Below are 24,112 nucleotides of genomic sequence, written 5' to 3' on the forward strand. Positions count from 1 at the left end.
ATATTTTTAGCTTGCTTATTGACTGATTTCAAGAATATACCAATTCCATATCTTTTAGATTTATTTTAACTCTAATTTTATTTATCATGATATCTTTAAATAAATACGATCAAAAGCGTAATTTTAATGTTACCACTGAACCCGAAGGTGCAATTAAAAAATCTACAACCGAATTAGTTTTCGTCATGCAAAAACACGCGGCTTCCCATTTACATTATGATTTTCGGTTGGAAATGGACGGAGTATTAAAAAGCTGGGTTATCCCCAAAGGACCATCCATGAATCCAGAAGATAAAAGGATGGCGATTATGGTGGAAGACCATCCTTACGATTACAAAGATTTTGAAGGAATTATTCCCGAGGGAAATTATGGTGCGGGAACTGTTATGATTTGGGATAATGGAACCTATACTTTAGCTGATAAAGAAGATACAGACAATGTTGAAAAAAAATTAAAATCTGATTTGAAAGATGGACATCTTAGTTTTATTCTAAATGGAAAAAAGCTCAAAGGTGAATTTGCATTGGTAGAACTAAAAACGAAAGAAGAAAATACGTGGCTTTTGATAAAGAAAAATGATCAATATGCAAGTGGTGAGGATGTTTTGGAACAAGATAAGTCTGTGATTTCGAATATGACATTAGAGAGTTTAGAAAATTAGATTGATTGAAAAGTTGTTTAAATAAAAGAAAACTCCAAAGCTTCACAACTTTGGAGTTTTCTTTACTATGGAATTCTTATTGATTTCTAAAATTAGGATTAGTGTATTGTTTCTAGTTTTAAATACAATCGATCAGCTTCATTTTCTAATTTTTTAATTTCATTTTGCCAATGAATGATATCATCTTCTATCAAGTTAATTTGGTCTTCCCTTTCGCTTTCGGTCCTTAGTAATTTAAAGTCCTTAGCATTTATTAATTTATTTTGATCCTCTTCCAAATTTGCATTGTTAACAAGTAGTATTTCCTTAATTTCTGAAATTCTATTGTTTACTGAGTCTTTTTTTTGTTTAGAGAATCTGTCGGAGTCTATTTTTTCTTGAATAGCAATTTGTATCTTTTCCTCGTCAGTTTGTTTTTGCTGTAGTTCAATTTGCTGGTTTTGAAATTCGGTTTGTTTATTTTTCTGTTCTAATTCTAAACTTCTGTTATCTTGATAGGCATTGAAAATCAAGGTTGCAATAATTAAAACTAAAATTCCACAAGCCAGAAAAAAAATACTTTTATCCAATCCTAAAATAGTTTGGCTTACTACTTTTTCATACTCTTTTGGTGCAGGTGGAATGTTTTTGAGAGGAGGTGGTACTACGGCCAAAATAATTTTTAATTCAGGGATGTCTCCAGCATATTTCCATTCGTCCATACCTTCGAACCATATTAATGTTGTTTTTGTTATTTTTTTAGCCTTTAATTCCTCCAAGAGAAATGGACCACTGTTTTCAGTTCCGTTATGAATGTAATAGGTTTTCATTTATAATATTTTAATGAAGTGCTTATTTATTGTTAATCAAATTAATTGTTAGTTTAACCATCATGTTTTTGTCATCAGATTTGGATTCAGCGATCATCAGCGTTATTGCTACCAAGGCATTATCATGAATTACTTTTCTTGTTTCGTGATACAATAATCCATTGCGATCTAGGAACGAACAAAGAGAAAAGCTGCAATTCTTTTGCTACCACCATCCGAAAAAGAATGATTTTTGGTGACAAAATACAATAAATGTGTCGCTTTTTCTTGTACTGAAGGATATAAATCGATTCCGTCAAAGGTTTGATAAATTGTTTCTAAGGAGCTTTTAAAAGTATCATCTTTTTCATTTCCAAACAAATTAGAGCCTCCAAATTTAGTTTTTAATCCTTCTATGGCTTTCTTCGCTTCGGAATACGAAATTTTGAATAATTCTTTAGTATCCGTTGTTACGACTTTCAATGTCTGATGGTCGTATTGGTCTAAAATATCCAACGCAAAAGCATAGTCCCTCAATATTTTTAATAAACCTTGTGCTTCATCACCAGTTATTACTTTAGATTTTGTAATGGAATCTAGTAAATGAACTGCTTGCTTTAATTCTTGAAACTTATTCTCAGCTTCTTGCAACCGTTTTTCATTGATGGCATACCCTTTGACTAAATAATCTTTTAAACGTTGTGTTGCCCATTGACGAAATTGTGTTCCTTGTTTAGATTTTACACGATATCCAACAGATATAATAACATCGAGGTTATAGAAATCAACCTGATTCTTTATCCAATTCCCCTTCATTAAATACATTATTAACATGCTTACCTATGGCTTTGATATCTTTATCAAATAAAACCGCGATTTGCTCTCTGTTTAACCAAACAGTTTCGTTATCAAGACTTACTTGAAGTTCTACTTTGTTGTCTGAAGATTTATATATTTCTATCTGATTATTCATTAAGCTGCAATTTTAAATCCAAGTAACATGCTCATTATGCCACTAATTTATCATTTTCGTTCAACCATTTCGTAATCAATTAGCGGAATAGTGGTTCTTTATTTTTGGTTTTACACGGTAATAAAAACAAAAATAACAAAAATGACTTTGTTTAAAATAAAGAATCAAAGAAATATTTTAGATTTTATTGCGTGAAGTAGCAGGAAATATGATACAATAGACTTTAGGCTTTAATGAAAAAATAACGCGATAGCAATCTCCAACGCAATTAATATGATAACCACCCATTCCAGTCGGGAGCTTTCTCTCACGTTCAGCACGTCGGTAAACAGCGTAAGATTGTTTTCTACAATTTGCAAGCGGTAATCGAGGTCTTTAAAACGAGTATTGATATCAAAATTAGCTTTAAGGTGGCGGTTGAGCAGGTTGAGTTCTTCATTATCCCAAACGAGATTTGGGTCGTCAAGAATATATAAATTGTCTACAATACTGTTTTTTACATTCAGGACTTTGCCAATGTATTTGAGTAAATTGGTTTTGGAAATACTGAGTTTACCACGTTTTTCTAATTCTAGGATGTAGTGTTTTGAAGAGGTGATGAGGTCATCGGTCAATAACTCGTAATATTCAAGCGCAACAGATTGAGCGATATTGAGCATAACGATTCGCATGAGTGAGGAATCTATTTGGGAAACGGTCACATAATTGTTTTTTACAATTACCTTTTGTAGTGTTTCGTCAGTTTCAATGCGGTATTCTTCTGATAAATCCAAATCGACCAAAGTAGTGGCGTAATTTTTTATAAAATTCACGAATTCACTTTTGGCAACTGCATCATAATTAGCAAAGACCACTACGCCATAATCAAAAATATACAAATAGCGCTGGTTTTCCTTCAATGCATAAAATACCTCTGAAGTGGAACCCGAATGCGCTTCAGCACGAAAATCGGCACGAAATTTCTTCATGTTGAAGGATTCCGCAATTTGAACAGCTTCGATTTTGATTTCCATAATCAAACTATTTTATACAAATTTAAGGAAAATTCAGATTTTAAATTTGTCTTTGTACGATTTTAATTTATAAAAAGGAATGCTAAAAATTGGAAAAATGTTGAAATAATTTGGGAATCGATTGTAATACACAATACATTTGCACTATGAATAAGAAGAAAAGACATAGCATGATCAATCGTTTCTTTACTATTATGTGTTGCAAAGCATCATTTATAATATGAAAGGTTTATTATGGGACAGTCTAAACATAATATCAGTAAAGCCTTTCTTATAATGAAGGGCTTTTTTTATATTTAAAACACAGAAAAATTATGCTTAAAAAATCTATTGAACGATTAAAATTAGAAGCTGCCGAAAGCGGCAAAGGAACTCTTAAAAGAAGTTTAGGAGCTATTAATTTAGTGGCAATTGGGGTTGGAGTTATTATAGGTGCAGGTTTATTTTCTTTGACAGGAATTGCTGCAGCAAATAATTCAGGGCCAGCTGTAATTTTGTCGTTTGTGGTTGCTGCTGTAGGTTGTGCTTTTAGTGCTTTATGTTATGCAGAGTTTGCTTCTATGGTGCCGGTTTCGGGTAGTGCTTATACGTATGCGTATGCTACTTTAGGAGAGTTATTTGCCTGGATTATAGGATGGGATTTGATACTTGAATACTCCGTTGGTGCAGCTACCGTTGGGATTAGTTGGTCGCAATATTTAGTTAAGTTTCTTGAAAAATTTGATATTTACCTGCCTCCACAGTTGGTGATGTCTCCTTTTGAAAAAGCTACTTTAGCTGATGGATCAATAGTAAACGGATGGTTTAATTTGCCTTCGATTCTAATTATTGCCTTAATTACTGCAATAATTATTCGTGGGACTAAAGGATCAGCTATATTTAATGTAGTAGTTGTTACTCTCAAAGTGGGTGTAGTATTGGTTTTTATAAGTTTAGGCTGGCAATATATAGATGTGGCTAATTATCATCCATTTATTCCTGAGAACACCGGTATTTTTGGAGAATTTGGTTGGTCAGGAGTGCTGCGTGGTGCCGGTGTCGTTTTCTTTGTTTTTATTGGATTTGATATTGTTGCTACAATGGCACAAGAGACTAAAAATCCACAGCGCAATATGCCTATTGGAATTCTTGGTTCGTTAATAGTGTGTACGGTTTTATTTATATTATTTGGATATGTAATGACAGGTTTGGCTAATTATACTGAATTCAAAAATAGTGCTGCGCCAGTTGCAGTAGCCATTGCGCATACTCCTTACAAATGGCTAGCTGTAGCAGTTATTATGGCTATTTTAATTGGATATACCTCTGTAATATTGGTCGATTTATTAGGGCAATCGCGTGTATTTTTTTCTATGAGTAAGGATGGATTATTGCCAAAAATATTTTCTGATTTGCATCCAAAATTCAACACACCTTTTAAATCAAATATTGTTTTATGTGTCTTTATTTGCCTTTTTGCAGGTTTAGTTCCCATTAGTATAGTGGGAGAGATGACCAGCATAGGAACGCTTTTAGCATTTGTTATGGTTTGTCTGGGAATTATTATTTTGCGTAAGCAACAACCTGATTTAGAACGACCATTCAAAACTCCATTTGTTCCTTTAGTTCCCATTTTAGGAATACTAACTTGTGTGTTAATGATGGTTTCTCTTCCTTTTGATACTTGGTTGCGATTGATTGTATGGTTAGCTATTGGGTTTGTAATCTACTTTTTTTATGGTAAAAAGAATAGTAAACTCAGACGAGAACAAGGAGAAAAATAATTTGAAGCCATTCTGAAAAGAGTGGCTTTTTTTATCATAGTTTTTTATAAAAAGAATATAATAAACCTTCAAACCTTCAAAATTTATTAATGTTTTTTGTAAGTTTATAATTAGAATTTTGTGTGTTTATAAACCAATGTGTTGAAAAAAAGCATTGATTTTGTTGAATTCAATTACAAATGTATTAATTTTCGACCTTCATTAAGGTTTATCCTTTTAAATAGAAATTAAGTATATTTACTTAATTATAAATAGTAATCCATTGGTGAATAAAATAATCTTCTTATAAAATGATTATAAATAATTTAAAATTTATTTGAATCATCATGATTTAAAAATACAAAAAATAAGTTCGTATGAAAAAAATGTCAAAAATTGATAGCCTCAGAATTGATGAACTTTCTGCTACTCCAAAGTACTAGCAGTTAGTCAATGCAGTTTTGAATGCCATAAAGCAAGGTATTCTTAAAAAAGGAGATGCTATGCCGTCTATCAATGAATTGAGTTTTCAATACGAAATATCTAGGGTTACGATTGAAAAAGGATATAATAAATTAAGAAAAATGGGTATTTTAGAAGCTTTTAATGGAAAAGGCTACTTTATTGCGAATACAGATATTTCACAAGATTTGAAAATATTCCTGATGTTTAATAAATTGAGTGCACATAAGAAAATTATTTATGATGCCTTTGTAGAGACTTTGGGCGAAAAAGCGGCTATTGATTTTTATAATAATGGACATGCTAACTTAGCCATCACATTAAGTTAAGAAATAATCTTAATTTTAGCCTATGAAACAAGTCCGCAAAATTTATGATAAAGCTTTTAAAGAAAAAGCCGTTCAATTGAGTTATGATAGAACAAATGTATCAGAACTCGCCAGAGAATTGGGAGTCACAGCACCACAGTTGTATAAATGGCGTAAAGAGTTTGAGGAATTTGGAGAAGGAAGTTTTCCTGGGAAAGGAAATTTAAAACTCACTCCCGAGCAAGAAAAAATCCACGAACTGGAGAAAAGACTCAAAGATGCCGAGTTAGAACGTGATATATTAAAAAAAGCAATCGGCATTTTTTCCAAGAGCGGTCGATGATTTATAGTTTCATAAAAAGCAATGAACAACTATTCCCGATTGAAAAAAAGTGCAAAGTTCTACAAGTGAGCAGCGGAAGTTATTACCGATGGAAAAAACAAGCAATCACAGCAAGACAACAACTAAAAATTACCATAAAAGAACAGATAACATTGATTTATTTTGCAGCCAAGCAAAGATATGGAAGTCCTAGAATAACATTAGAACTTCTGAGTATTGGTTATAAAATTTCAAGACCCGAGAGCTTTGCTCGAACAGGCGAAGCAATTACTGTAGCAAAATATATGAAACAGTTAGGCTTACGAAGTAAATTAAGCAAGAAATTCAAAGTGACGACCAACTCAAATCATAATTACTTAATCGTCGAAAATATATTAAATAGGGAGTTTGTTGTCAAAATGCCTTCAAAAGTTTGGGTTTCTGATATCACCTATATTCAAACTAAAGAGGGATTTGTATACCTGACAACTATTATGGATTTATAGGACCGAAAAATTATAGGTTGGAGTTTGAGCGATGGAATGAGTACAGATGAAACTACGCTTGGAGCTTGGAAAATGGCCGTTAAAAACCGAAATATTGAGGAAGGTTTGATTTTTCATTCCGACAGAGGTGTTTAATATGCTAGCAAAAAGTTTGTAAATGTTCTTGATTCCTATAAAAAAATAACCCGCAGTATGAGTCGCAAAGGAAATTGTTGGGATAATGCAGTAGCGGAAAGCTTTTTTAAATCCTTGAAAACGGAATTGATTTATGGAAACAAACTGATTTCAAAAGAACAAATGAAACTGGAAATCTTTGAATACATTGAAATGTGGTACAACAGAAAAAGGAGACATTCTGCTTTAAATTATGCAACTATTGAAGAATTTAACAATCAAATTAATTACAAAAATGTAGCTTAACTTAATGTGCAGTTTTTATTTGCATATCCACCAGAGGATTGACAGTGTTTCTTATGGATTAAGTTTGTTGAATTATAACTTTGTCTAGTCTTAAAAACGATTCCGGATTAATAAAAAACTGAAAACCCGAAATTTTGTTTCGGGTTTTTCTTTTGTGGGAGCGCTAAGATGATTTTACTCTCTTGTTTTCTATTTTTCATACACTATCTATAGCTTTGACTAGACTTTGATTAACCCTAAAGTAAGATTTGCCCCGTCCTCAAATAATTATACGTTATTTATGCGTAAATTAGCAATGGCTATTACTACAATATTCAACTAAATATTTACTATTATGAAAAATCTAGGTCTTTTTTGTTTGCTGTTTGCTTGTATTGGATTCCAAAGCTGTAAAAAAAATCAAAGCCCAAAAGTCGTTGAAGCTACCAAAGTCCAGACTGGAAACCCTATAACTGTGCAGTGTTATAAAGCGCTGTATCAAGAAGATACTATTGAATTAAAAATGAACACTTTAAAAAACGGTAAAATAACCGGTGATATGGTGATGAAATTTTTTAATATGCCGAAAAAGGTTGGCAAAATCGCCGGAGAATTCCGTGGAGATACTTTATTTGCCAGCTACACTTTTATTCAGGGAACGTATGATAAAATAACATACAAAAATCCAATGGCATTTCTAAAGCGAGGGAACGAACTCATTTTAGGTAATGGGAAAATAGAATCTACTATGGGTGCTTCCTATTTTGTTAAAGGCGTACCTATTGATTTTGAACGGGTGAAATTTAAATTTAAAACAGTTGACTGCGACGCTAAATGATAAATAAATAGGGGTACGTTTATGTTATTACTGATTTTTATTTGAAGAAAATTTCACTTTTTTCCTTGATAAAAAAAAGTAATAAAAAACATTGATGGGTTATTATTGTTTTTGGTTATTCATGAATCTTCGATTTCAAGCCTGAATCTTTTTATCCCAATAATCATTGGACGGATGTTCCTATCGCAACCCAAACCGCTCGGGTTTCACACTCGACTTCACGGTCATTCTCTATGGCCAACGCTGAAATCCTTATCGTGATTTTTGATTTTATGCTAAAAGAGGAAATCTTATGCCCTCTACATTTGAGGTATGGAATGATACGGAATAATTAGCTTAATTGTGGTTTGGTTTTTAGGTATTTACCTGAGAGGGAAGATTTATGCGTTTAGGAGGGGTTATTTTTATAAACATAGGAGATAAAAGAAATGAAAAAGACGCCTCAGCGTCTTTTATTGTAAGTAGGAGGCTTAAATCATGAATACATTGAAAGAAAAATTTTAAGCTAATAATACCTATAATTGGATTCTATGTTTACGTTAAATTTTTAACTAATATGAAAGAAAGAGCAAATTCTTTAAAAGGTCAATTTCACATTGAATCAAAAATTGAAGCAGGAACCAAAATTGAAGTTATTTTAATCTTCAAGTACTATCCTATTAAATATTCGTAAAGAGTAAGCTTAGTTTTCGAGGATTTACCCTTAAATTTATTTTCTAAATCGATCGTGCTGATATACCAAAATCGTTGTCGCAGTTTTTTTAACCGTGCCCACACAGTGAGTAAATAATGATTGTTTTTTTAGCCTATAATCTGCGCTGGATTTTTAATCTGATTGACCAAAACCTATTAAAACAATATATAAAAGTATTGCTTTAAATTTTGGGGTTCTAATAGCTATTTTTATCGCTTTTTACGGTTCGTTTTCTTTTACGAACCATTAAGTGACTTTTTTTGAAAAGAATTTTAATTGAAGTTTAAATCTCATATATTTACTTTCTAATTAACAAAATAAAGCTCGTTTAGAAGTTTTTATCCTGACGCTTAGGGCTAATTGACGCTAGTAGCAGACTGCTCTCAAAATTTAAAAGAACATAATGGAAAAATACTTACGACAATTAATTTCAATAGAATTTGACGACAAAAAGGAAATTTTTAGTGGTTTTCTTATTGATTGGACTGAAGATTGGATTTTACTAAAAAATAATCCTTTTGATTTTATAATTGATGGCTATACGATATTAAAAAATAAAAATGTAAAGTCAATTATTCAAGACAAAGATCATGAATTCACAGCAAGAGTAATTAAACTTAAAGGTTTAAAAACAAGTGCAGCAGAAATAATTCCGCTTAAAGATTTGTCTTCCATTATACATTTTTTAGCAAATAAATATGAAATTTTTCAGATTACAAAAAAATCAGATAAAGCGGTTTATCTCGGGAAACTCCTAGAAATAAATGAGAAAGAACTGGTAATAGATTTTTTGGGAACCGAAGGGAAATTTGAAGGTGAAATGAGTTTTAAGCAAAACAAAATAAGAGTTATAGAATTTGATACGGATTATATTAATTCTTTGAAACTAATTGTTGATGAAGAAAAGAAAAAGTAAGTGGATGCTACTAACAGGAATACACAACCGGTCCGAAAATCAAAATTGGAACAAAACAACATAAATACAAATCAGCACAGGAAAAATAAAAAATAACCTCGCTTAAATTATTAAACGAGGTCTATTTTTAGAATAATATTATTTTTTTGATTCTTCTACGGAGACTTTTCTAAACTCTTTTAGTAGTTTTTCTATTTCCAAAGTTGACTTACGAGCTCTTGGTCCAGCTGCTTTGACGCCTTTCTCAATTAGTGATTCAGATTCTGTTTTAAATGTTTCGAATTCTGCGTTGATTTTTTCGATTAAATCTTTCATGATAGTGCTTTATTAAATTAATGTGCAAAAATAAAAATTTGATTATTAGATATAACTAATTTGTTGTTAAATTCTCACTTTTTTTTAGGAGCAGCTACGGTATGTAAACCCGACTGTATATCCACATTTACTTTATCATACGGACCAGGAGCATCAATCAATCGTGCAGTATATGGATAACTGGAATTTGTTTAATCATTAGTATTACCGGAATACATTAATAATCCAAGCAGGATGAAAGATAGAATAGTTTTCGTTTTTAGGTTATAAATTAATTTTACAAAAAAACAATCGGTATTTATCCAAAATAGTAGTTATACTTTTCTTTTGGAGATTTATTAGACACTTAAAGTTGAATAAAGTTTGGAATAATTGTAACTATTTTGACAATAACTTAAGAATTCTGATTTCTAGCAGATTAAGCCTTAGTTTGTAAATTGAATTAAATTCAAAAACAGAGGGATTAAATAAGAATAAACATAACAATTTTAATTTCTTAAATTATGAAATTAACGGTTCACTAACTTATAGTTGACTTTTTTATTTTAAAAAATAAGGTATCCCTTTTTTATAAATAAAGTATCATTAAATAAATGGTTTATATTTGAACTATTGCATTCTATTTTTATTAATTAACACAGTAATTTATGAAGTTGTTTTTTTTCAAAACCCTACTTGTTTCATTGTTCTTAACTTTGTTTTCGTGTGAAAATAAAAAATCAACACCAGTACCTAAACCGTATAAGGCTGGGGTTGTTATTTCTTTTGATGATGCTTATGTAGATGAATGGTTTGAAGCTGATAAAGTCTTAAAAAAATACAATTGGAAAGCTACTTTTTGTGTTTGCAGAATAGATTCTATTGGTGTACCTCAAATAAAAAAGTTACTCGAATTGCAAAAAGAAGGTCACGAAATTGCAGGTCATGGATACCATCATTACAACGCAGTTAAGTTTGTTGCAAAAAATGGAATAGATGAGTATATAAAACAAGAAATCGACCCAATGTTACTATCGATGAAGAAAAAGGGGTTTAACGTTTCATCTTTTGCTTATCCTTATGGCGAAAGATCAGATGAACTTGACCAAGCATTATCTCCAATATTTAAAGTGATAAGAGGTAGAGATTTTGAAGGATTAGCTCCTGAAAAAGAGGGTTGTTATTTTAGAAATTCTAAATTAATGTATGCGTTTGATATCGACAATAATCATGTTCATTTTAATATTCCTTATCTTTTGGAATTATTAGATGATGCCAAGAAAAAAAATAAAATATTGATTTTATCTAGCCACAAACCTGTTAAAAAATTGACCGAAAATTATCAAACAAAGATTGAAACTTTAGAGTTTATTTGTAAATATATGAAGCTTAATGATCTGAAATTTTATAAATTATCAGATTTGGATAGTTTAGAAACTGTCAATTAACTAAAACATTTATACATTAAATATTTTTTATTCTCCAGAGTACTAAAGATTGATGATAGTAAAAGCGGTACAAATTAAAAAATTGAATGGCTTTTATTTTTATACTTACATTTACCAAAGATTGTAATTGGTTTAATACAAAAAATGATGAGCGATAATAAACAAATATTTCAGACTGCAACCCAAACAAGATGGAAAACCTTCCAGTGGTCAACTAGAATTTTGATTTTTGGAATACTGCTATTAATTCCCATTTTTATTATTACACTCCACAAAGGATTAAAACCAGCATTGCCATTATTAACCAATGTTAACAATGAGGTTAAAATGCTTTTAAAACCTAATATTCCTCTCGTATTTAGCAAAGATGAATTAAAAAAGTACAAAGGTTTTGATGCTTTTTTGAGAATGAAAGAAAAAAATGAAAAATTAAAAAATGTTGAAGAACCAAAACATAAAGACCAAGTCAGAGCTGCATTTTATGTAGATTGGGATCCACAAAGTTTGTTTTCTTTACAAAAGAACATCAAGAAGCTTAATATGGTGGTTCCGGAATGGTTTTTTATTGACCCCAAAACCGAATTATTAAAAACCGAAATCGATACAGCAGCATTAAAAGTAATGCGAAAAAACAATGTTAGAATTGTTCCACTAATCAATAATATTGATATTAGTAAAGAAGATGGCGATTTTAATGGAAATCTCATTCATCGTATTATTAACAATCCAGCTAAAAAATCCCGATTGATTAATGATATAGCAAAGATTTTGAAACAATATAATTTCCAAGGTATTAATATTGATTTTGAAGAGTTTAAAGAAAATAGTGATGCGCCTATTATTGCTTTTCAAAAAGATTTATACGAAAAATTACATCCTATGGGGTTGATTGTGTCACAAGACATAATGGTTCGTAATGAAGATTTTAATTTAAAGGAACTTGCCAAATACAACGATTACATGTTTCTGATGGCTTATGATGAGCATTATGCAGGAAGTATTCCTGGCGACATTAGCGGTCAAAAATGGATAGAAAGTGTGCTGGATGAAACCGCAAAAGAAATTCCCGAAAACAAAATAATTCTTTGTTTTGCAGGCTACGGATACGACTGGCAACAAGGGAAAGAAGGTGAAACTATAACCTATCAAGAAGCATTGTCAAACGCAAAATTATACAAAGCAAAAATAGATTTTGACAATACTAGTTACAACAACAATTACACTTATACAGATGGAAATGGCAATAAACATATTGTAAATTTTACTGATGCCGCAACTAATTTCAACACTATTCGTTTTGCAGATGAATATGGAACTGCAGGAACAGCTTTGTGGCGTTTGGGTAGCGAAGACGACCGACTTTGGCGTTTCTATAATCGCAGTTTGACAGATGTGAGTCTAGAAAACAAACCTTTTGATTATAAAACCTTAAAAAATGTAAACTTTGGGTATTCAACACCGGATTATATTGGCGATGGTGAAATATTAAATGTGGTTACCAATCCAGAACAAGGTAAAATTAAGCTGGACATTAATAAAAAAGAAAACATTATTTCGAAGCAAACCTATTTAGAATTACCCACTAAATATGTTATTAAAAAATATGGAAATGTGCATAATCAAGTCATTCTAACTTTTGATGACGGTCCTGATCCAGAATACACGCCACAAATTTTAGATATTTTAAAAAAAGAAAAAGTGCCAGCGACATTTTTTGTGGTTGGTTTGCAAGCCGAAAATAATATACCGTTACTGCAACGCATTTATACTGAAGGGCACGAAATAGGAAATCATACTTTTACGCATCCCAATATTGCCGCAGTAAGTCTAGAAAGAGCATCAACCGAAATGGAAAGCACCCGACTTTTGATAGAAGCAGTAACGGGAAGAAGCACAGTTTTATTTAGAGCTCCATACAATGCAGATGCAGAACCTACAACCGAAAACGAATTAAAACCCATAACATTAAGCAAAGAACAAAATTATTACAGTGTTGGCGAAAGCATCGATCCCAACGATTGGGAAAAAGGAGTAAAAGCTGATAGCATATATGCCAGAACCATAAAACAATATGAAGCTAATCCAGATAAAGGAATAATTCTTTTGCACGATGCGGGCGGGAACCGTGAAGCTACTGTAGAAGCTTTGCCACGAATAATTAACTATTTTAAAAGCAAAGGAATACAGTTTACAACAGTTGCTCATTTGCTTGGCAAAACCAAAAATGATTTAATGCCAAAAGCACACGAGAGTTTTTTGAGCGTTGATGATTTTATCTTTGAATTTGGTTATTGGTTTGGTCATTTTATTGCAGCTACATTTTGGGTTGCCATTATTTTAGGATTTTTAAGAATCCTATTGATGTTTGTAATGGTTTTTATCAAAAAATACAAAGATCAAAAACAGCCGCCTACCTATAATTTGCAAAATATAAATCCAAAAGTAAGTATCATTGTTCCTGCTTATAACGAAGAAATAAATGCGGTAAAAACGATCAACAATTTACTTTTGCAAGATTATCCTAATTTTGATATTGTTTTTATTGATGATGGATCAAAAGATAAAACCTATCAAATGATAATGGATACTTTTGGTATGAATTCAAAAGTAAGCGTAAATACCAAACCTAATGGAGGAAAAGCATCAGCGTTAAATTATGGTATAAATTTAACCCAAAATGACTATGTAGTTTGCATCGATGCCGACACACAACTTAAGACCGATGCACTTTCCCAATTGATGAAATGTTTTACGATTAAAATAAAAAACAATCAAGAAATTGGTGCAGTTGCAGGTAATGTAAAGGTTGGAAACGAAAATACAATGCTCACCAAATGGCAAAGTATTGAATATACAACAGCTCAAAATTTCGACCGTAGGGCATTTGATTTAATTAATGGAATTACCGTTGTTCCAGGTGCTATTGGTGCTTTCAAAAAAGAAGCCATTGCTAAAGCAGGTGGTTTTACAACTGATACCTTGGCAGAAGATTGTGATTTGACTATTCGTATTTTACGAAAAGGATATAAAGTTGTTAATTGTGTAGACGCCATTGCCATAACCGAAGCTCCGGAAACTTTTAAGGAATTTATGAAACAACGTTTTCGTTGGAGTTATGGGGTTATGCAAGCTTTTTCTAAAAATAAAGATGCTTGTTTTAATCCAAAATATAAAGGTCTAGGAATGGTGGCTTTGCCTAATATTTTGATCTTTCAAATCATATTGCCCATTTTTGCTCCTTTAGCTGATTTGGTTTTGATATTTAGTTTAATTTGGAACCATAATAATCTCGAAAGTTTATATAAAATAGGTATCTATTATGTCGTTTTTATGTTTGTAGATGTATTGGTTAGCATCATAGCTTTTGTGTTTGAGAAAGAAAAATTAAGTAAATTAGTATGGCTCATTCCACAACGATTTATATACAGACAATTGATGTATGTGATTCTTTTTAAAGCAATTAAAAAAGCCATAAAAGGTGAAAGTCAAGGTTGGGGTGTTTTGAAACGTACTGGAAATGTAAAAACAGTGCAGTAAGTTTAAAAGATTACCTTAATGAAAAACAAAATAGTAGTCTTATCATTTTATAGATGTAGACAAAGCCCAATCAAAGCTATATATAGAGTATGAGAACCGAAAACAAGAGATTATGTATCTACCCAAAAGGTATACAACGCATAACTGGAAAGAGTTATCGTCAAAGCATTAGACTACTACAAAAAATAAGAAAGGAGCTCAATAAGCTCCAGAATGAGTTCGTGTCAATCGAGGAATTTTGCCAATATACGAGCCTAAAAACTGAACAAGTTGAACCTTTGATAATTGGATAAACCATTTTTAAGATATTCTATATACATTACCTATTAATTATGTGTTTATAGTAACAAAAAAAAGATGGTATCTTAGCATTTAAGACACCATCTTTACTTTTATATTAGAGAGTCAATATTATTATTTTTCCTTTCTAATTACTTTCGTGAAATTTGGATAATTATATTTTCCTAAAACAGATCTTTCCATTTCTAGTTTATAAACACCCCAAGGCAGCTTTGCTTCCGTTTTGATTATTTCAATCTTAGCTGAATTAGGAGTGTCAGCTGGAGGATTCTCTGAAAGCAATTCATACATAACCCGACCATCCATTTGCTTAGGAAGAGTTAAATTATGAAGATGGAGAACAGTGGGAATTATATCTACGTTAGATGTAGGTAAATTACCATTATACTTTTTCTTGAAACTAGGCCCATTGGCTAGTAAAGCAATATGAATTTCATAAGGACTAAAGCCACCATGACCTGCAACGCCTCTTGCGAAACTTGCACCTGCATATCCCGCTTCGTTTTTGGTATCATTCCAGTTCATATCAACTAGTATATCTCCTGATCGGTCATGATCCCAATGTATTGTTTCGAAAGAAAGAGTCCCTTCTACAACACCTTTTATGTCTCCTTCTTTTGAAGCTTTAGTATAAATACTGCCTATCCATTTCTGTTCCTGCAAAGCTGTAACAATATTTTTTATGCTCTTTTCGTCATGATTCTTTACATAAATTGCCTCTTCTGCAACCACTACTTCTGTTGATTCCTTGTCTTTTTTTAGCCCTTTCTGAATTAAGAAATCGGCAAGACCTTGTTTTCCAATATGGGTTACAAAACCATGATCGGAAGAAATGATAACATTAAAGTTTTGATCAAGTCCTTTTAATTCAAGAGCTTTAATAATTCTTCCAAACTGTTCATCAACATATTTGATAGACTCAATGGCTTCAGGGGATCCTATTCCATTTTTATGAGCAGCCGAATCTGGGTCACCATACCAAAGAGTACTTACTAATGGACCATCTAATGTTAAGCCATACTTAATAACAGCATCCGTTAACCATTTATGTTTTTCTAGTCCATCTGGTGCTTCTCCAATCTCGTTTACGATCTCCATTTTTAATGACTCTGGTAGAATCATCGTGGTATTAATGATTGCTCCTCCACTTACTTTATGATTTTGCATTAAGGCTTGTCCGGTAGAGCCAGAGCTAAAAACGAATAGTCTTGAGCCGTTTTGTTCTAAAACCTCTCCCAGTGAAACGGATGTCAATAAATGATTGTCTGTTGCTTTAGCGATTTTATTTAATTCCTCCGCATCACCAGTGTTTAAACCTGCTGATTCTTTTACTTGAGGAAAATAAACCGTATTTCCCATTAATCCATGACTGCCTGGATAACATCCTGTTGATAACGAAGATGCATTTACTCTAGTTACTGTTGGAAAAACACTGTGATGTTGTTTACCATAACTTCCTTTTTTACTGAATAAATATACATTTGGCATTAATTCAGGTGTGATATAATCCGGCCTTAGTCCATCAAAAAAGACAATTAATGTTCGGAGGTTAGATGTACTAGATTTTGTCTGAGCTAGAATCGTATTTGTGAGCAGCAAAGCCGAAAATAGGATTAAAATTTTTTTAGGTACTGTTTTCATTATATATTATATTTGATTTAATGTAACCTGTAAATACTTTTTTGAATAGATTTTTACAGTGTTATGGTTGTAAACTCCCTGGTTTTTTAAAATATTATTTATCCCACCATACTTTGGTAGCGCTAGTATCACCGCCAATTGAGGCTGAAGCTAATGCTAGATTTTCCGGATTAAGCGATTGTAGATAAGTTGGGTAAGGCACACGATTTGGAAAAGCATTTTCAGCTGGTATTCCCGATCCTCTTGGTAAAATTGGATATCCAGTTCTTCTTTTTTCAAACCACGACTGATAGTCAACAAAAAAAGAAGCATAATATTTTTGTGTAATGATTCTTTCTAATTGAGTTTCTGTTGAAGTGTTGGGATCATAAACTACACCTGCTTGAGCTAGATAATTTGGAGGCATCGTTACACCCCATTGCGTCATTGAAGCTGTTATAGCAGTTTCGTAATGTTGTTTTGGTTTTTTTCCCGTAGTAAAGCCCTTTAAAGCAAGTTCTGCTTTGATAAACTCTAGTTCAGACCAAGTCATCATTACACCAAGTTGTGGTAAGGTTTTCATAATATCATTGTAACTTGTATTTTTTCCAACCTGATATTCTGTAGAAATAGGATACCCACTTTCAATGCCTTGGTATATATTTTGGCCACCAACGCTTACTGTACCAAACCATAAAGCTCTTCTTGGGTCATTATCGGTATTCATTTTGTTAATAAAGAATTTAGTTACATAGGTACCATCTCTCCATTCTAGTTGTCTCATATTAAAATATGGATTGTAATAAGGGAATGTCCCTGTGTATTTAAAAATCGCATCATCAGCATTACTTGTAAATACAGGATATTTTACAGGATCAGCCAGAATCGCTATAATTTGTTCGTTGCTATTGATTTCCCCGTCGCGTTTTGACAATCGGAGCAGCAATCGAAGTCGTAATGAATTCGTGAATTTTTTCCATTTAACGATTCCGGGATTTGTCCCTCCTGAAAGGCTATTGGAATTGTATAAAAGATCTCCACCGTAAGTAAGGGCTTTGGCTGGATTAAGCAAGGTATTAGCCTCTTCAAGATCCCTTAGAATTTTAATGTAAATATCCTTCTGTTTGTCAAATGCAGGTTTAAAGTTGCCTTGAGATGCCATAATTGCTTGAGAGTAGGGAACATCTCCATACAAATCAGTAAGAATAGAATAGGTCCAACATTTATAAATCAAAGCGATTGCTTTGTAATTATTTTCCTGTAAAATTTCAGAGGTTTTGTATATGTCTTCAATGTCAGTCATATAGCCGTAAAAGGTAGACCAGACCGCAGAGCCTGGATTAACTACATATCTATGCAGTCCCACTCCTGATGGACTAGAACGAGGTGCATCAACCTGCATGAGCTCATGTGTGAAACTCCGAGAAGCAGTTATACTTGTATTTACAATTCTAAACTGCAACTGACCCAACATAACTCCCGGAGTAATTTGTTTCGGACGGTTTGGATCTGTATTAATCTCTTCAAAATCTCTTGTACAAGAAGATATAAGTAGTACAACCAAAAAGAGAAAACTATATTTTTTATTAATTTTTATCATAATCTATTAATTTAAAATTTAAGGATAAGATTGGTTCCAATCGTTCTGGTAGAAGGAAATTGAGCTAATTCTACACCTGGAGTTAATGTGCCATTATTTAGATTTCCTCCTTCGGGATCAAAACCCGGGAACTTGGTGAAATTAAATAAGTCTCTTCCGTAAAAAGCAAGACTGGCGGATTTCATTCCTACCTTTTTCAAGAGGCTGTTAGGTAAATTAAATTCAATACGAACTTCTCTTAGTTTGATAAAAGAAGCATCAAAAATATTAGTTTCTCCATTACTGATCGTATAATAATTTTCATAGTAGGAACTTGCTGCTACTCTAACGGTATTAGGAAGATACGTTCCATCGGATTGTAAAACAACACCTTGGCCAACAATTCCACCATCACGACCAGGAAGTGTAACCTTGGTTTTTCCCAGTGTATTATTCTTATGATTGGTTTGGGAATACATACTACCTCCTTTTTGTCCGTCTAGAAGAAAACTAAGTCTCACTTTTCCGATAGTAAACTCATTCATCAATCCAGCTTTCCAGTCAGCAAAAGCATTCCCTTGTTTTTTCATTATAGGATCCAATGTAGCAGGTAAACCGGCTGAAGTATAAATAATCTGACCGTCAGGAGATCTCTGAAAACCTCTACTGTACATGTCTCCCATTCTGCCACCCACTCTGGCTTCAATGCTAATATTACTTTCATGGTTGTAAATAACCTGGTTTGTTATGCCTGGAGCAAGTTCTTTAACATAACTTCTATTACGGCTCCAAGTGAGGGTACTATTCCATTTGAATTTACTTTTTGTTATTAATTTTCCTGTTACAGCAAGCTCCATTCCTCTACTGTTTATTAAACCTGCATTTACCATTGCATTTGAGTATCCGGACACGGGGTCTAAAGGAATTGCTAAAATTTGATTGCGACTATTATTATTGTAATAAGCCATATCAATCGATAAGCGGTTTTTAAACATTCTAAAATCAATACCCGTTTCTATACTAGAAGTTATCTCTGGTTTTAAATTAGCATTGAATAATGTTGTTGTGTTCGTAAAGCTATTACCATATATCCTGTCATAATATTTATCAGTTTGGTAAGGTCTTGTGTCGTTCCCAACTTGTGCCCATGATACTCTAAATTTAGCAAAGGAAAATGCAGAAGGTAAGTTTGTTATCTCGTGAATCAGAAAACTAGAGCTGACCGAAGGATAGAAAAAGGAATTGTTACCGTAAGGCAAAGTACTTGACCAGTCATTACGACCCGTAATATCTAAAAATATTTTTTCTTGGTAGGAAAATTGTGCTAAACCATAAAAGCTATTAATCGCTTTCTTTGTTTTTAAAGGATCTGCTACTGCTTGATCCAAGCTATTTGATATTTGGTAAATACCGGGTTGAGATAACTGATCCGCATAAAGTCCTGCAAAATCATAATTTTGCCTCATTGAATTTGCACCAGCAGTAAGGTTATAATTAATATTATCATTTAGTGCATTCTTATAGGTTAACAAGGCATCCGTATTTATTTCATAACTAAATACATTTTGTTCCCTATACATTCCTCGGGCATATTTAGTCATGCTAAAAGGCCGTTGTTGTGATCTGAATTCATTTGACATGTCCAGACCAGAGCGCACCATAAATTCAAGCTTATTAGTAAACTGATACGTTGCTGATACGTTTCCAATCACACCATGTTTGTTCATTTTGTTGAGCATTTCATACATTCCAAGATAAGGATTATCAGGCCCTGTATTGAAAGGATTCTTTTGTTTGACACCAACAAGTCCAGGCTCCCAATAAGGTTTAAACCATTCCGGTTTTATATTTGGAGCTGTACCAATCATAAGAAAATACATAATCGATTGATTATTGTATCCGGCAGCTGGAAGATTATCACTTTTTTTGTTCGTATAATTCATCTTGCCATTTATCTTGAGCTTATCAGAGATTTGTTGATTTACAGATAAAGAAGCATTTATTCTTTCAAAACCAGTATTAGGAAGAATCCAATCATTTTTAAGACGAGTAATCGATAATCTGGTAGACCCTTTCTCATTTCCTCCTTCTAATGCGATACTATTTGATTGTGTAGTACCTGTTCTAAAAAATCCAGAAATATAATTTTTGTTAGCAACCCACGGAGTACGTTCAGTAGGTTTACCATCTGCAGCATTAGGATTATATTGAAAATAGGACTGTCCGTCAAATTTTGGTCCCCATGCCCTTCCTGCACCTACATTTGTACTTGTATTTAGACCATCAGCGCTATCTAAGTAAGAATAATATTGATTTGTTCGTCCCTCACCGTATTCAAATTGGTAATCTGGCCAACGATTTACTTGATCAAAACTAAAATTACTACTAATTGTAACTCCTATTCCTTTATCTTTAGTCTTGCCCGACTTGGTAGTGATAATAATCGCACCACCAGCGGCTCTAGTTCCATATAAAGCAGTTGCACCAGCACCTTTTAATACCGTAACTTTTTCAATATCTTCGGGATTTATATCCGATAATGTGGAACCAAAATCAACAGGGCTATCCTGTGACAGGTGAGAAGAGAATCCGGTACCTGTAATCTTACTACTCACAGGAACTCCGTCTAAAACTATTAAAGCTTGGTTATTATCAAGATTAAGTGATGACTCACCACGAAGTGTTATTCTGGAAGAACCCATTGGACCTGCACCAGATCCTTGTATATTTAAACCCGCAACTTTTCCAGAAAGAGAATTTACCCAGTTATTTGATTTGGCATCTTTTACAGCATTTTCACCCAGTGATTGTGCGGCATATCCCAATGATTTTTCTTCACGCTTTATACCTAGGGCTGTTACAACCACCTCATTTAGAGATGTTTCGTTTTGACTTAGGACTACTTTAATTTCGGTCTTATTTTCAATATTGACTTCTTTAGTTTGAAATCCCACATAACTAATTGACAAAATAGTTGCGTCTACAGGAACATTTAAAGTAAATTTTCCGTCAAAATCAGTGGTTGTAGCTATTCTAGTTCCTGCTAAAAAAACAGAAGCGCCAGGAATAGGAAAATTAGATTCATCTAAAACCATTCCTGTAATTTTTCGGTTTTCTTGGTCCTTTTTAGGAATGGTTTTAGGAGTAATTCCAATCACTTCTTTTACTAAAACACCACTTTTAGTGATCTTAAAATCAAGACTGGCCTTCGTTTTTAAAACCGCTAAAACTTGATCAAGATCTTGGTTGTTTATCGTAATGGAAATTTTCTTTTGAAGGAAATTTTGGTCTGACATATAAATAAACTTATTGTTTATTTGCCTTTCTATGAGGATAAAGGTTTGCTTTATCGATACGTCTTTTAGGTTTAAATTAATTTTCTCTTTTATAGCTGCATTTACTTCAACAATACTTTTATTTGAAGTCTTCGAATAAATCACCCCAGTACCAAACAGTAGTAATAAGGATAAGGTTAGTATAATTTTTTGTTTCATTTTATATGATTGTTTATTTTTAATTTTAACGTCCAAACCAATGTTAAGGAAGCGTGTTTTGTCAATAATTAGTAAATGGTATTGATTATTTCCCCTTTGTCATAAGATTTTAACGCCTTACTAATATGTTTGAGTGCAAGCGTAATGTGATTTTCAACCGTTTTAGGAGTAACACCTAATATTTCAGAAATCTCTTTGTACTTTAATCCATCGATCCTGCTGAGTTCAAATACCTGACGTGACTTTCTGGGAATAACATCTAATATTTCACGAATTATATTCTTATTTATTTCCTTTTGTTCCATGTCAATTATCTCTACCTCTATACTGGGTATACTCATAGCATGAATAACTTTTGTTTCATCAATTTGTTGATGGAACTGCTCAAATTTTTGTGATTTTTTCAAATTATTTTTTACTATTACATATATATATGATTTAGGGTTTCTAATTTTATCCAGGATATTCCTGTTATTCCATAGTTCAATAAAGACATCAGCTACTTTTTCCTCGACAAGACAATAATCTGATTCATAACCTTGCCCAAAGCGACACAATCGGGTGTAATATCTATTGAAGAATTGTTCCATTGCCTCATGTTGACCATTTTGTATTTGCTGAAATAAATAATCGTCTGAAAAGCGATCATTACTGCCAATTTTTGTTGGGTTAATTTTCATGGTACTTTGTAATCTCGATGTTATTTTGAATGGTTTTTGTTATGGTTACATCTGAAATAAACTCTAGAGAAGTTATAAATTCATCAATTGTCAGGTTTTTAAAAGCACCTTTTATATGTTGATTTGCAATGGCTGCATCCTTAATGATAAAATTCACACCATAGAATTGATTTATACTAAGCAATGCATCTTGAAGCCTTATATCATCTAAAAGTAGAATGTTGTCTTTCCATGCCGAAATTTTGCCCAGATCAAAGTTTCTTTTGGTTACTGTTTTTGACTTAGAATTCCAAACCAGTTCTTCACTTGGCAAGAGGTTGATTTCGTCATTACTTTCTTTAAGCAATACATTTACCTTTCCTTTTTCAAGAGAAACCGTTTTATCATTAAAATTTCCATTGACATTAAATTCGGTTCCCAATACTTTAATATCAAAAGCTTCTGTGTGCACTATAAAAGGAACATTTTCATTATGTTTAACTTTAAAAAAAGCTTCTCCAACTAACCAGATCTCTCTTTTTTTACCAAAATCACTGGAATACTTCACGTCACTGCCTGAATTTAAAATAACGGTACTGCTATCTGGCAAGAATACCGTAAGGCGTTCTCCAACTCTTGCTATTTTATGATTTGAATATGCTTGGTTTGTGTTTGTAGTAAAATAGAAGCCTAAACCAATAACTAAAAGGAAAACTAAAGCAAAAACAGTCTTTCTTTTAAAAAGTAATGAAGCCGTATTTGTGTGGGTTTCGGCTTTTTTATACTTGTCTTTAATTTGACTGAAAGAAACAGTTGTTGCGGGTAAATTAGATTGGGGATAGTTGATCCAAATCATTTTATAATTCTCAAAAATAGCGAGAAGTTCATCATCTAAAGACAATTCAATTTCAAATACAGATCGCTCTGGTTTTGACATCTCATTGAGAAGATACTTCACACATTTTTTTTCTTTCCTACTTACATTCAACATAAATATTATCCTTTGCTTATAGGAGTCAAAATAAGAGGAATACCCCTAGTTTTCAATACCATCAAATCGACACGATATAGTTAATGAATTGTTAATAGATAGATTTTGTGGAAAAAATAAGTAATTGTTTCTGCAATTTATCTTTTGTTAAAACTATTAAATCTAATAATGATTAAGAGTTTATATCTGTATTCGATGAACATACAAACTTTTTATCGTCAAAATAATCAATTATTACAGATAGTCAGAGGAAATCTGAATAAGCAATAAAACGTACTTGTAAGGATCGAACAATTTTGCCTAAAGACCAGCCTCAAACATGAACAGGTTAAAATTTTGATAATTGGTTAGAAATTGTGTTGTAGATAACTAAATTTTGAATCTTACCTATTCAATTTTTTAATTAAAGAAACAATTTACCTTTGAAAAACCGGACATGCTAACTTAGCAATCACAGAAAGTTAAGAAATAATCTTAATTTTAACCTATGAAACAAGTGCGCAAAATTTATGACAAAGCTTTGAAAGAAAAAGCCGTCCAATTGAGTTATGAGAGAACAAACATATC

Annotated in this window: 20 protein-coding genes; 10 read left to right on the forward strand and 10 right to left on the reverse strand. The window is 32.3% G+C overall.

All coding sequences use genetic code 11. From position 1 onward, the window contains the following. The first annotated feature begins 86 nt into the window (after positions 1–86). Positions 87–662 carry a DNA polymerase ligase N-terminal domain-containing protein gene (locus ACM55I_RS14775; protein WP_416847611.1) on the forward strand — a complete coding sequence of 192 codons (576 nt, stop codon included), beginning with the start codon at positions 87–89 and terminating at the stop codon, positions 660–662. A 98-nt stretch (positions 663–760) separates the two neighbouring features. Here ACM55I_RS14775 and ACM55I_RS14780 read toward each other — a convergent pair whose 3' ends face one another. The 4 genes from ACM55I_RS14780 to ACM55I_RS14795 form a co-directional block, all read right to left on the reverse strand. Further along, positions 761–1,471, reverse strand: coding sequence for a DUF4339 domain-containing protein (locus tag ACM55I_RS14780; protein WP_416847612.1), 711 nt, complete (start codon positions 1,469–1,471; stop codon positions 761–763). A gap of 168 nt (positions 1,472–1,639) precedes the next feature. Continuing rightward, positions 1,640–2,266, reverse strand: a complete 627-nt coding sequence (rhuM, locus tag ACM55I_RS14785; RefSeq protein WP_416847613.1) for a RhuM family protein — start codon at positions 2,264–2,266, stop codon at positions 1,640–1,642. Continuing rightward, positions 2,235–2,423 (reverse strand): hypothetical protein, encoded by a 189-nt coding sequence (locus ACM55I_RS14790; protein ID WP_416847614.1) that lies wholly within the window; start codon positions 2,421–2,423, stop codon positions 2,235–2,237. The genes rhuM and ACM55I_RS14790 overlap by 32 nt, the downstream gene beginning before the upstream one ends. A gap of 230 nt (positions 2,424–2,653) precedes the next feature. Beyond that, positions 2,654–3,436, reverse strand: a complete 783-nt coding sequence (locus ACM55I_RS14795; protein ID WP_416847615.1) for an RMD1 family protein — start codon at positions 3,434–3,436, stop codon at positions 2,654–2,656. A 314-nt stretch (positions 3,437–3,750) separates the two neighbouring features. Here ACM55I_RS14795 and ACM55I_RS14800 point away from each other — a divergent pair, with 314 nt between their 5' ends. From ACM55I_RS14800 to ACM55I_RS14830, 7 genes are all read left to right on the forward strand, one after another. Next, a complete protein-coding gene (locus ACM55I_RS14800; protein ID WP_416847616.1) occupies positions 3,751–5,199 on the forward strand; it encodes an amino acid permease in 1,449 nt (482 codons plus the stop codon). A gap of 440 nt (positions 5,200–5,639) precedes the next feature. Beyond that, the gene (locus tag ACM55I_RS14805) at positions 5,640–5,969 is read left to right on the forward strand and encodes a winged helix-turn-helix domain-containing protein (RefSeq protein WP_416847617.1); all 330 of its coding nucleotides are present in this window, start codon (positions 5,640–5,642) and stop codon (positions 5,967–5,969) included. Positions 5,970–5,991: 22 nt separating this feature from the next. After that, positions 5,992–6,291, forward strand: coding sequence for a transposase (locus tag ACM55I_RS14810; RefSeq protein ID WP_416847618.1), 300 nt, complete (start codon positions 5,992–5,994; stop codon positions 6,289–6,291). A 65-nt stretch (positions 6,292–6,356) separates the two neighbouring features. Then, complete coding sequence (locus ACM55I_RS14815; RefSeq protein ID WP_416847619.1) at positions 6,357–6,776, forward strand: hypothetical protein; 420 nt, start codon at positions 6,357–6,359, stop codon at positions 6,774–6,776. A 192-nt stretch (positions 6,777–6,968) separates the two neighbouring features. After that, positions 6,969–7,196, forward strand: a complete 228-nt coding sequence (locus tag ACM55I_RS14820) for an IS3 family transposase (RefSeq protein ID WP_416847620.1) — start codon at positions 6,969–6,971, stop codon at positions 7,194–7,196. A 334-nt stretch (positions 7,197–7,530) separates the two neighbouring features. After that, positions 7,531–8,013: a hypothetical protein gene (locus ACM55I_RS14825; RefSeq protein WP_416847621.1), complete on the forward strand. Its 483-nt coding sequence runs from the start codon at positions 7,531–7,533 to the stop codon at positions 8,011–8,013. Between the two features lie 1,097 nt (positions 8,014–9,110). Next, positions 9,111–9,623 carry a hypothetical protein gene (locus ACM55I_RS14830; RefSeq protein WP_416847622.1) on the forward strand — a complete coding sequence of 171 codons (513 nt, stop codon included), beginning with the start codon at positions 9,111–9,113 and terminating at the stop codon, positions 9,621–9,623. Positions 9,624–9,761: 138 nt separating this feature from the next. Here ACM55I_RS14830 and ACM55I_RS14835 read toward each other — a convergent pair whose 3' ends face one another. Further along, entirely contained in the window at positions 9,762–9,938 is a 177-nt protein-coding gene (locus ACM55I_RS14835; protein ID WP_416847623.1) for a histone H1, read from the reverse strand. Between the two features lie 647 nt (positions 9,939–10,585). Between ACM55I_RS14835 and ACM55I_RS14840 the strand changes: the two genes are divergently transcribed. Next, positions 10,586–11,365 (forward strand): polysaccharide deacetylase family protein, encoded by a 780-nt coding sequence (locus ACM55I_RS14840; RefSeq protein ID WP_416847624.1) that lies wholly within the window; start codon positions 10,586–10,588, stop codon positions 11,363–11,365. A 147-nt stretch (positions 11,366–11,512) separates the two neighbouring features. Then, on the forward strand, positions 11,513–14,902 hold the full coding sequence (locus ACM55I_RS14845) for a polysaccharide deacetylase family protein (RefSeq protein ID WP_416847625.1): 3,390 nt from the start codon (positions 11,513–11,515) through the stop codon (positions 14,900–14,902). 414 nt (positions 14,903–15,316) lie between these two features. On the opposite strand, the gene ACM55I_RS14850 is transcribed toward ACM55I_RS14845, so the two are convergent. The 5 genes from ACM55I_RS14850 to ACM55I_RS14870 all read right to left on the reverse strand — a co-directional run bounded on the left by ACM55I_RS14850 (position 15,317) and on the right by ACM55I_RS14870 (position 23,512). After that, the gene (locus ACM55I_RS14850; RefSeq protein WP_416847626.1) at positions 15,317–16,843 is read right to left on the reverse strand and encodes an alkaline phosphatase family protein; all 1,527 of its coding nucleotides are present in this window, start codon (positions 16,841–16,843) and stop codon (positions 15,317–15,319) included. Between the two features lie 94 nt (positions 16,844–16,937). Beyond that, positions 16,938–18,422: a SusD/RagB family nutrient-binding outer membrane lipoprotein gene (locus tag ACM55I_RS14855; RefSeq protein WP_416847627.1), complete on the reverse strand. Its 1,485-nt coding sequence runs from the start codon at positions 18,420–18,422 to the stop codon at positions 16,938–16,940. Positions 18,423–18,433: 11 nt separating this feature from the next. Beyond that, positions 18,434–21,895: a SusC/RagA family TonB-linked outer membrane protein gene (locus ACM55I_RS14860; RefSeq protein ID WP_416847628.1), complete on the reverse strand. Its 3,462-nt coding sequence runs from the start codon at positions 21,893–21,895 to the stop codon at positions 18,434–18,436. Between the two features lie 68 nt (positions 21,896–21,963). Then, the gene (locus ACM55I_RS14865) at positions 21,964–22,575 is read right to left on the reverse strand and encodes a sigma-70 family RNA polymerase sigma factor (protein ID WP_416847629.1); all 612 of its coding nucleotides are present in this window, start codon (positions 22,573–22,575) and stop codon (positions 21,964–21,966) included. Then, positions 22,565–23,512 (reverse strand): FecR family protein, encoded by a 948-nt coding sequence (locus tag ACM55I_RS14870; RefSeq protein ID WP_416847630.1) that lies wholly within the window; start codon positions 23,510–23,512, stop codon positions 22,565–22,567. Before ACM55I_RS14870 ends, ACM55I_RS14865 begins: the two co-directional genes overlap by 11 nt. Positions 23,513–24,112 lie beyond the last annotated feature (600 nt).

The sequence above is a fragment of the Flavobacterium algoris genome, assembly GCF_048158525.1.
Lineage (GTDB): Bacteria > Bacteroidota > Bacteroidia > Flavobacteriales > Flavobacteriaceae > Flavobacterium > Flavobacterium algoris.

What these genes read in the sequence shown, in the direction of transcription:
- rhuM (WP_416847613.1), bottom strand. Translation starts at nt 2,266, where the DNA reads ATGAAGGGGAATTGGATAAAGAATCAGGTTGATTTCTATAACCTCGAT.
- ACM55I_RS14795 (WP_416847615.1), bottom strand. Translation starts at nt 3,436, where the DNA reads ATGGAAATCAAAATCGAAGCTGTTCAAATTGCGGAATCCTTCAACATG.
- ACM55I_RS14830 (WP_416847622.1), top strand. Translation starts at nt 9,111, where the DNA reads ATGGAAAAATACTTACGACAATTAATTTCAATAGAATTTGACGACAAA.
- ACM55I_RS14840 (WP_416847624.1), top strand. Translation starts at nt 10,586, where the DNA reads ATGAAGTTGTTTTTTTTCAAAACCCTACTTGTTTCATTGTTCTTAACT.
- ACM55I_RS14780 (WP_416847612.1), bottom strand. Translation starts at nt 1,471, where the DNA reads ATGAAAACCTATTACATTCATAACGGAACTGAAAACAGTGGTCCATTT.
- ACM55I_RS14845 (WP_416847625.1), top strand. Translation starts at nt 11,513, where the DNA reads ATGAGCGATAATAAACAAATATTTCAGACTGCAACCCAAACAAGATGG.
- ACM55I_RS14860 (WP_416847628.1), bottom strand. Translation starts at nt 21,895, where the DNA reads ATGAAACAAAAAATTATACTAACCTTATCCTTATTACTACTGTTTGGT.
- ACM55I_RS14810 (WP_416847618.1), top strand. Translation starts at nt 5,992, where the DNA reads ATGAAACAAGTCCGCAAAATTTATGATAAAGCTTTTAAAGAAAAAGCC.
- ACM55I_RS14820 (WP_416847620.1), top strand. Translation starts at nt 6,969, where the DNA reads ATGAGTCGCAAAGGAAATTGTTGGGATAATGCAGTAGCGGAAAGCTTT.
- ACM55I_RS14855 (WP_416847627.1), bottom strand. Translation starts at nt 18,422, where the DNA reads ATGATAAAAATTAATAAAAAATATAGTTTTCTCTTTTTGGTTGTACTA.
- ACM55I_RS14850 (WP_416847626.1), bottom strand. Translation starts at nt 16,843, where the DNA reads ATGAAAACAGTACCTAAAAAAATTTTAATCCTATTTTCGGCTTTGCTG.
- ACM55I_RS14865 (WP_416847629.1), bottom strand. Translation starts at nt 22,575, where the DNA reads ATGAAAATTAACCCAACAAAAATTGGCAGTAATGATCGCTTTTCAGAC.
- ACM55I_RS14800 (WP_416847616.1), top strand. Translation starts at nt 3,751, where the DNA reads ATGCTTAAAAAATCTATTGAACGATTAAAATTAGAAGCTGCCGAAAGC.
- ACM55I_RS14835 (WP_416847623.1), bottom strand. Translation starts at nt 9,938, where the DNA reads ATGAAAGATTTAATCGAAAAAATCAACGCAGAATTCGAAACATTTAAA.
- ACM55I_RS14775 (WP_416847611.1), top strand. Translation starts at nt 87, where the DNA reads ATGATATCTTTAAATAAATACGATCAAAAGCGTAATTTTAATGTTACC.
- ACM55I_RS14825 (WP_416847621.1), top strand. Translation starts at nt 7,531, where the DNA reads ATGAAAAATCTAGGTCTTTTTTGTTTGCTGTTTGCTTGTATTGGATTC.
- ACM55I_RS14790 (WP_416847614.1), bottom strand. Translation starts at nt 2,423, where the DNA reads ATGAATAATCAGATAGAAATATATAAATCTTCAGACAACAAAGTAGAA.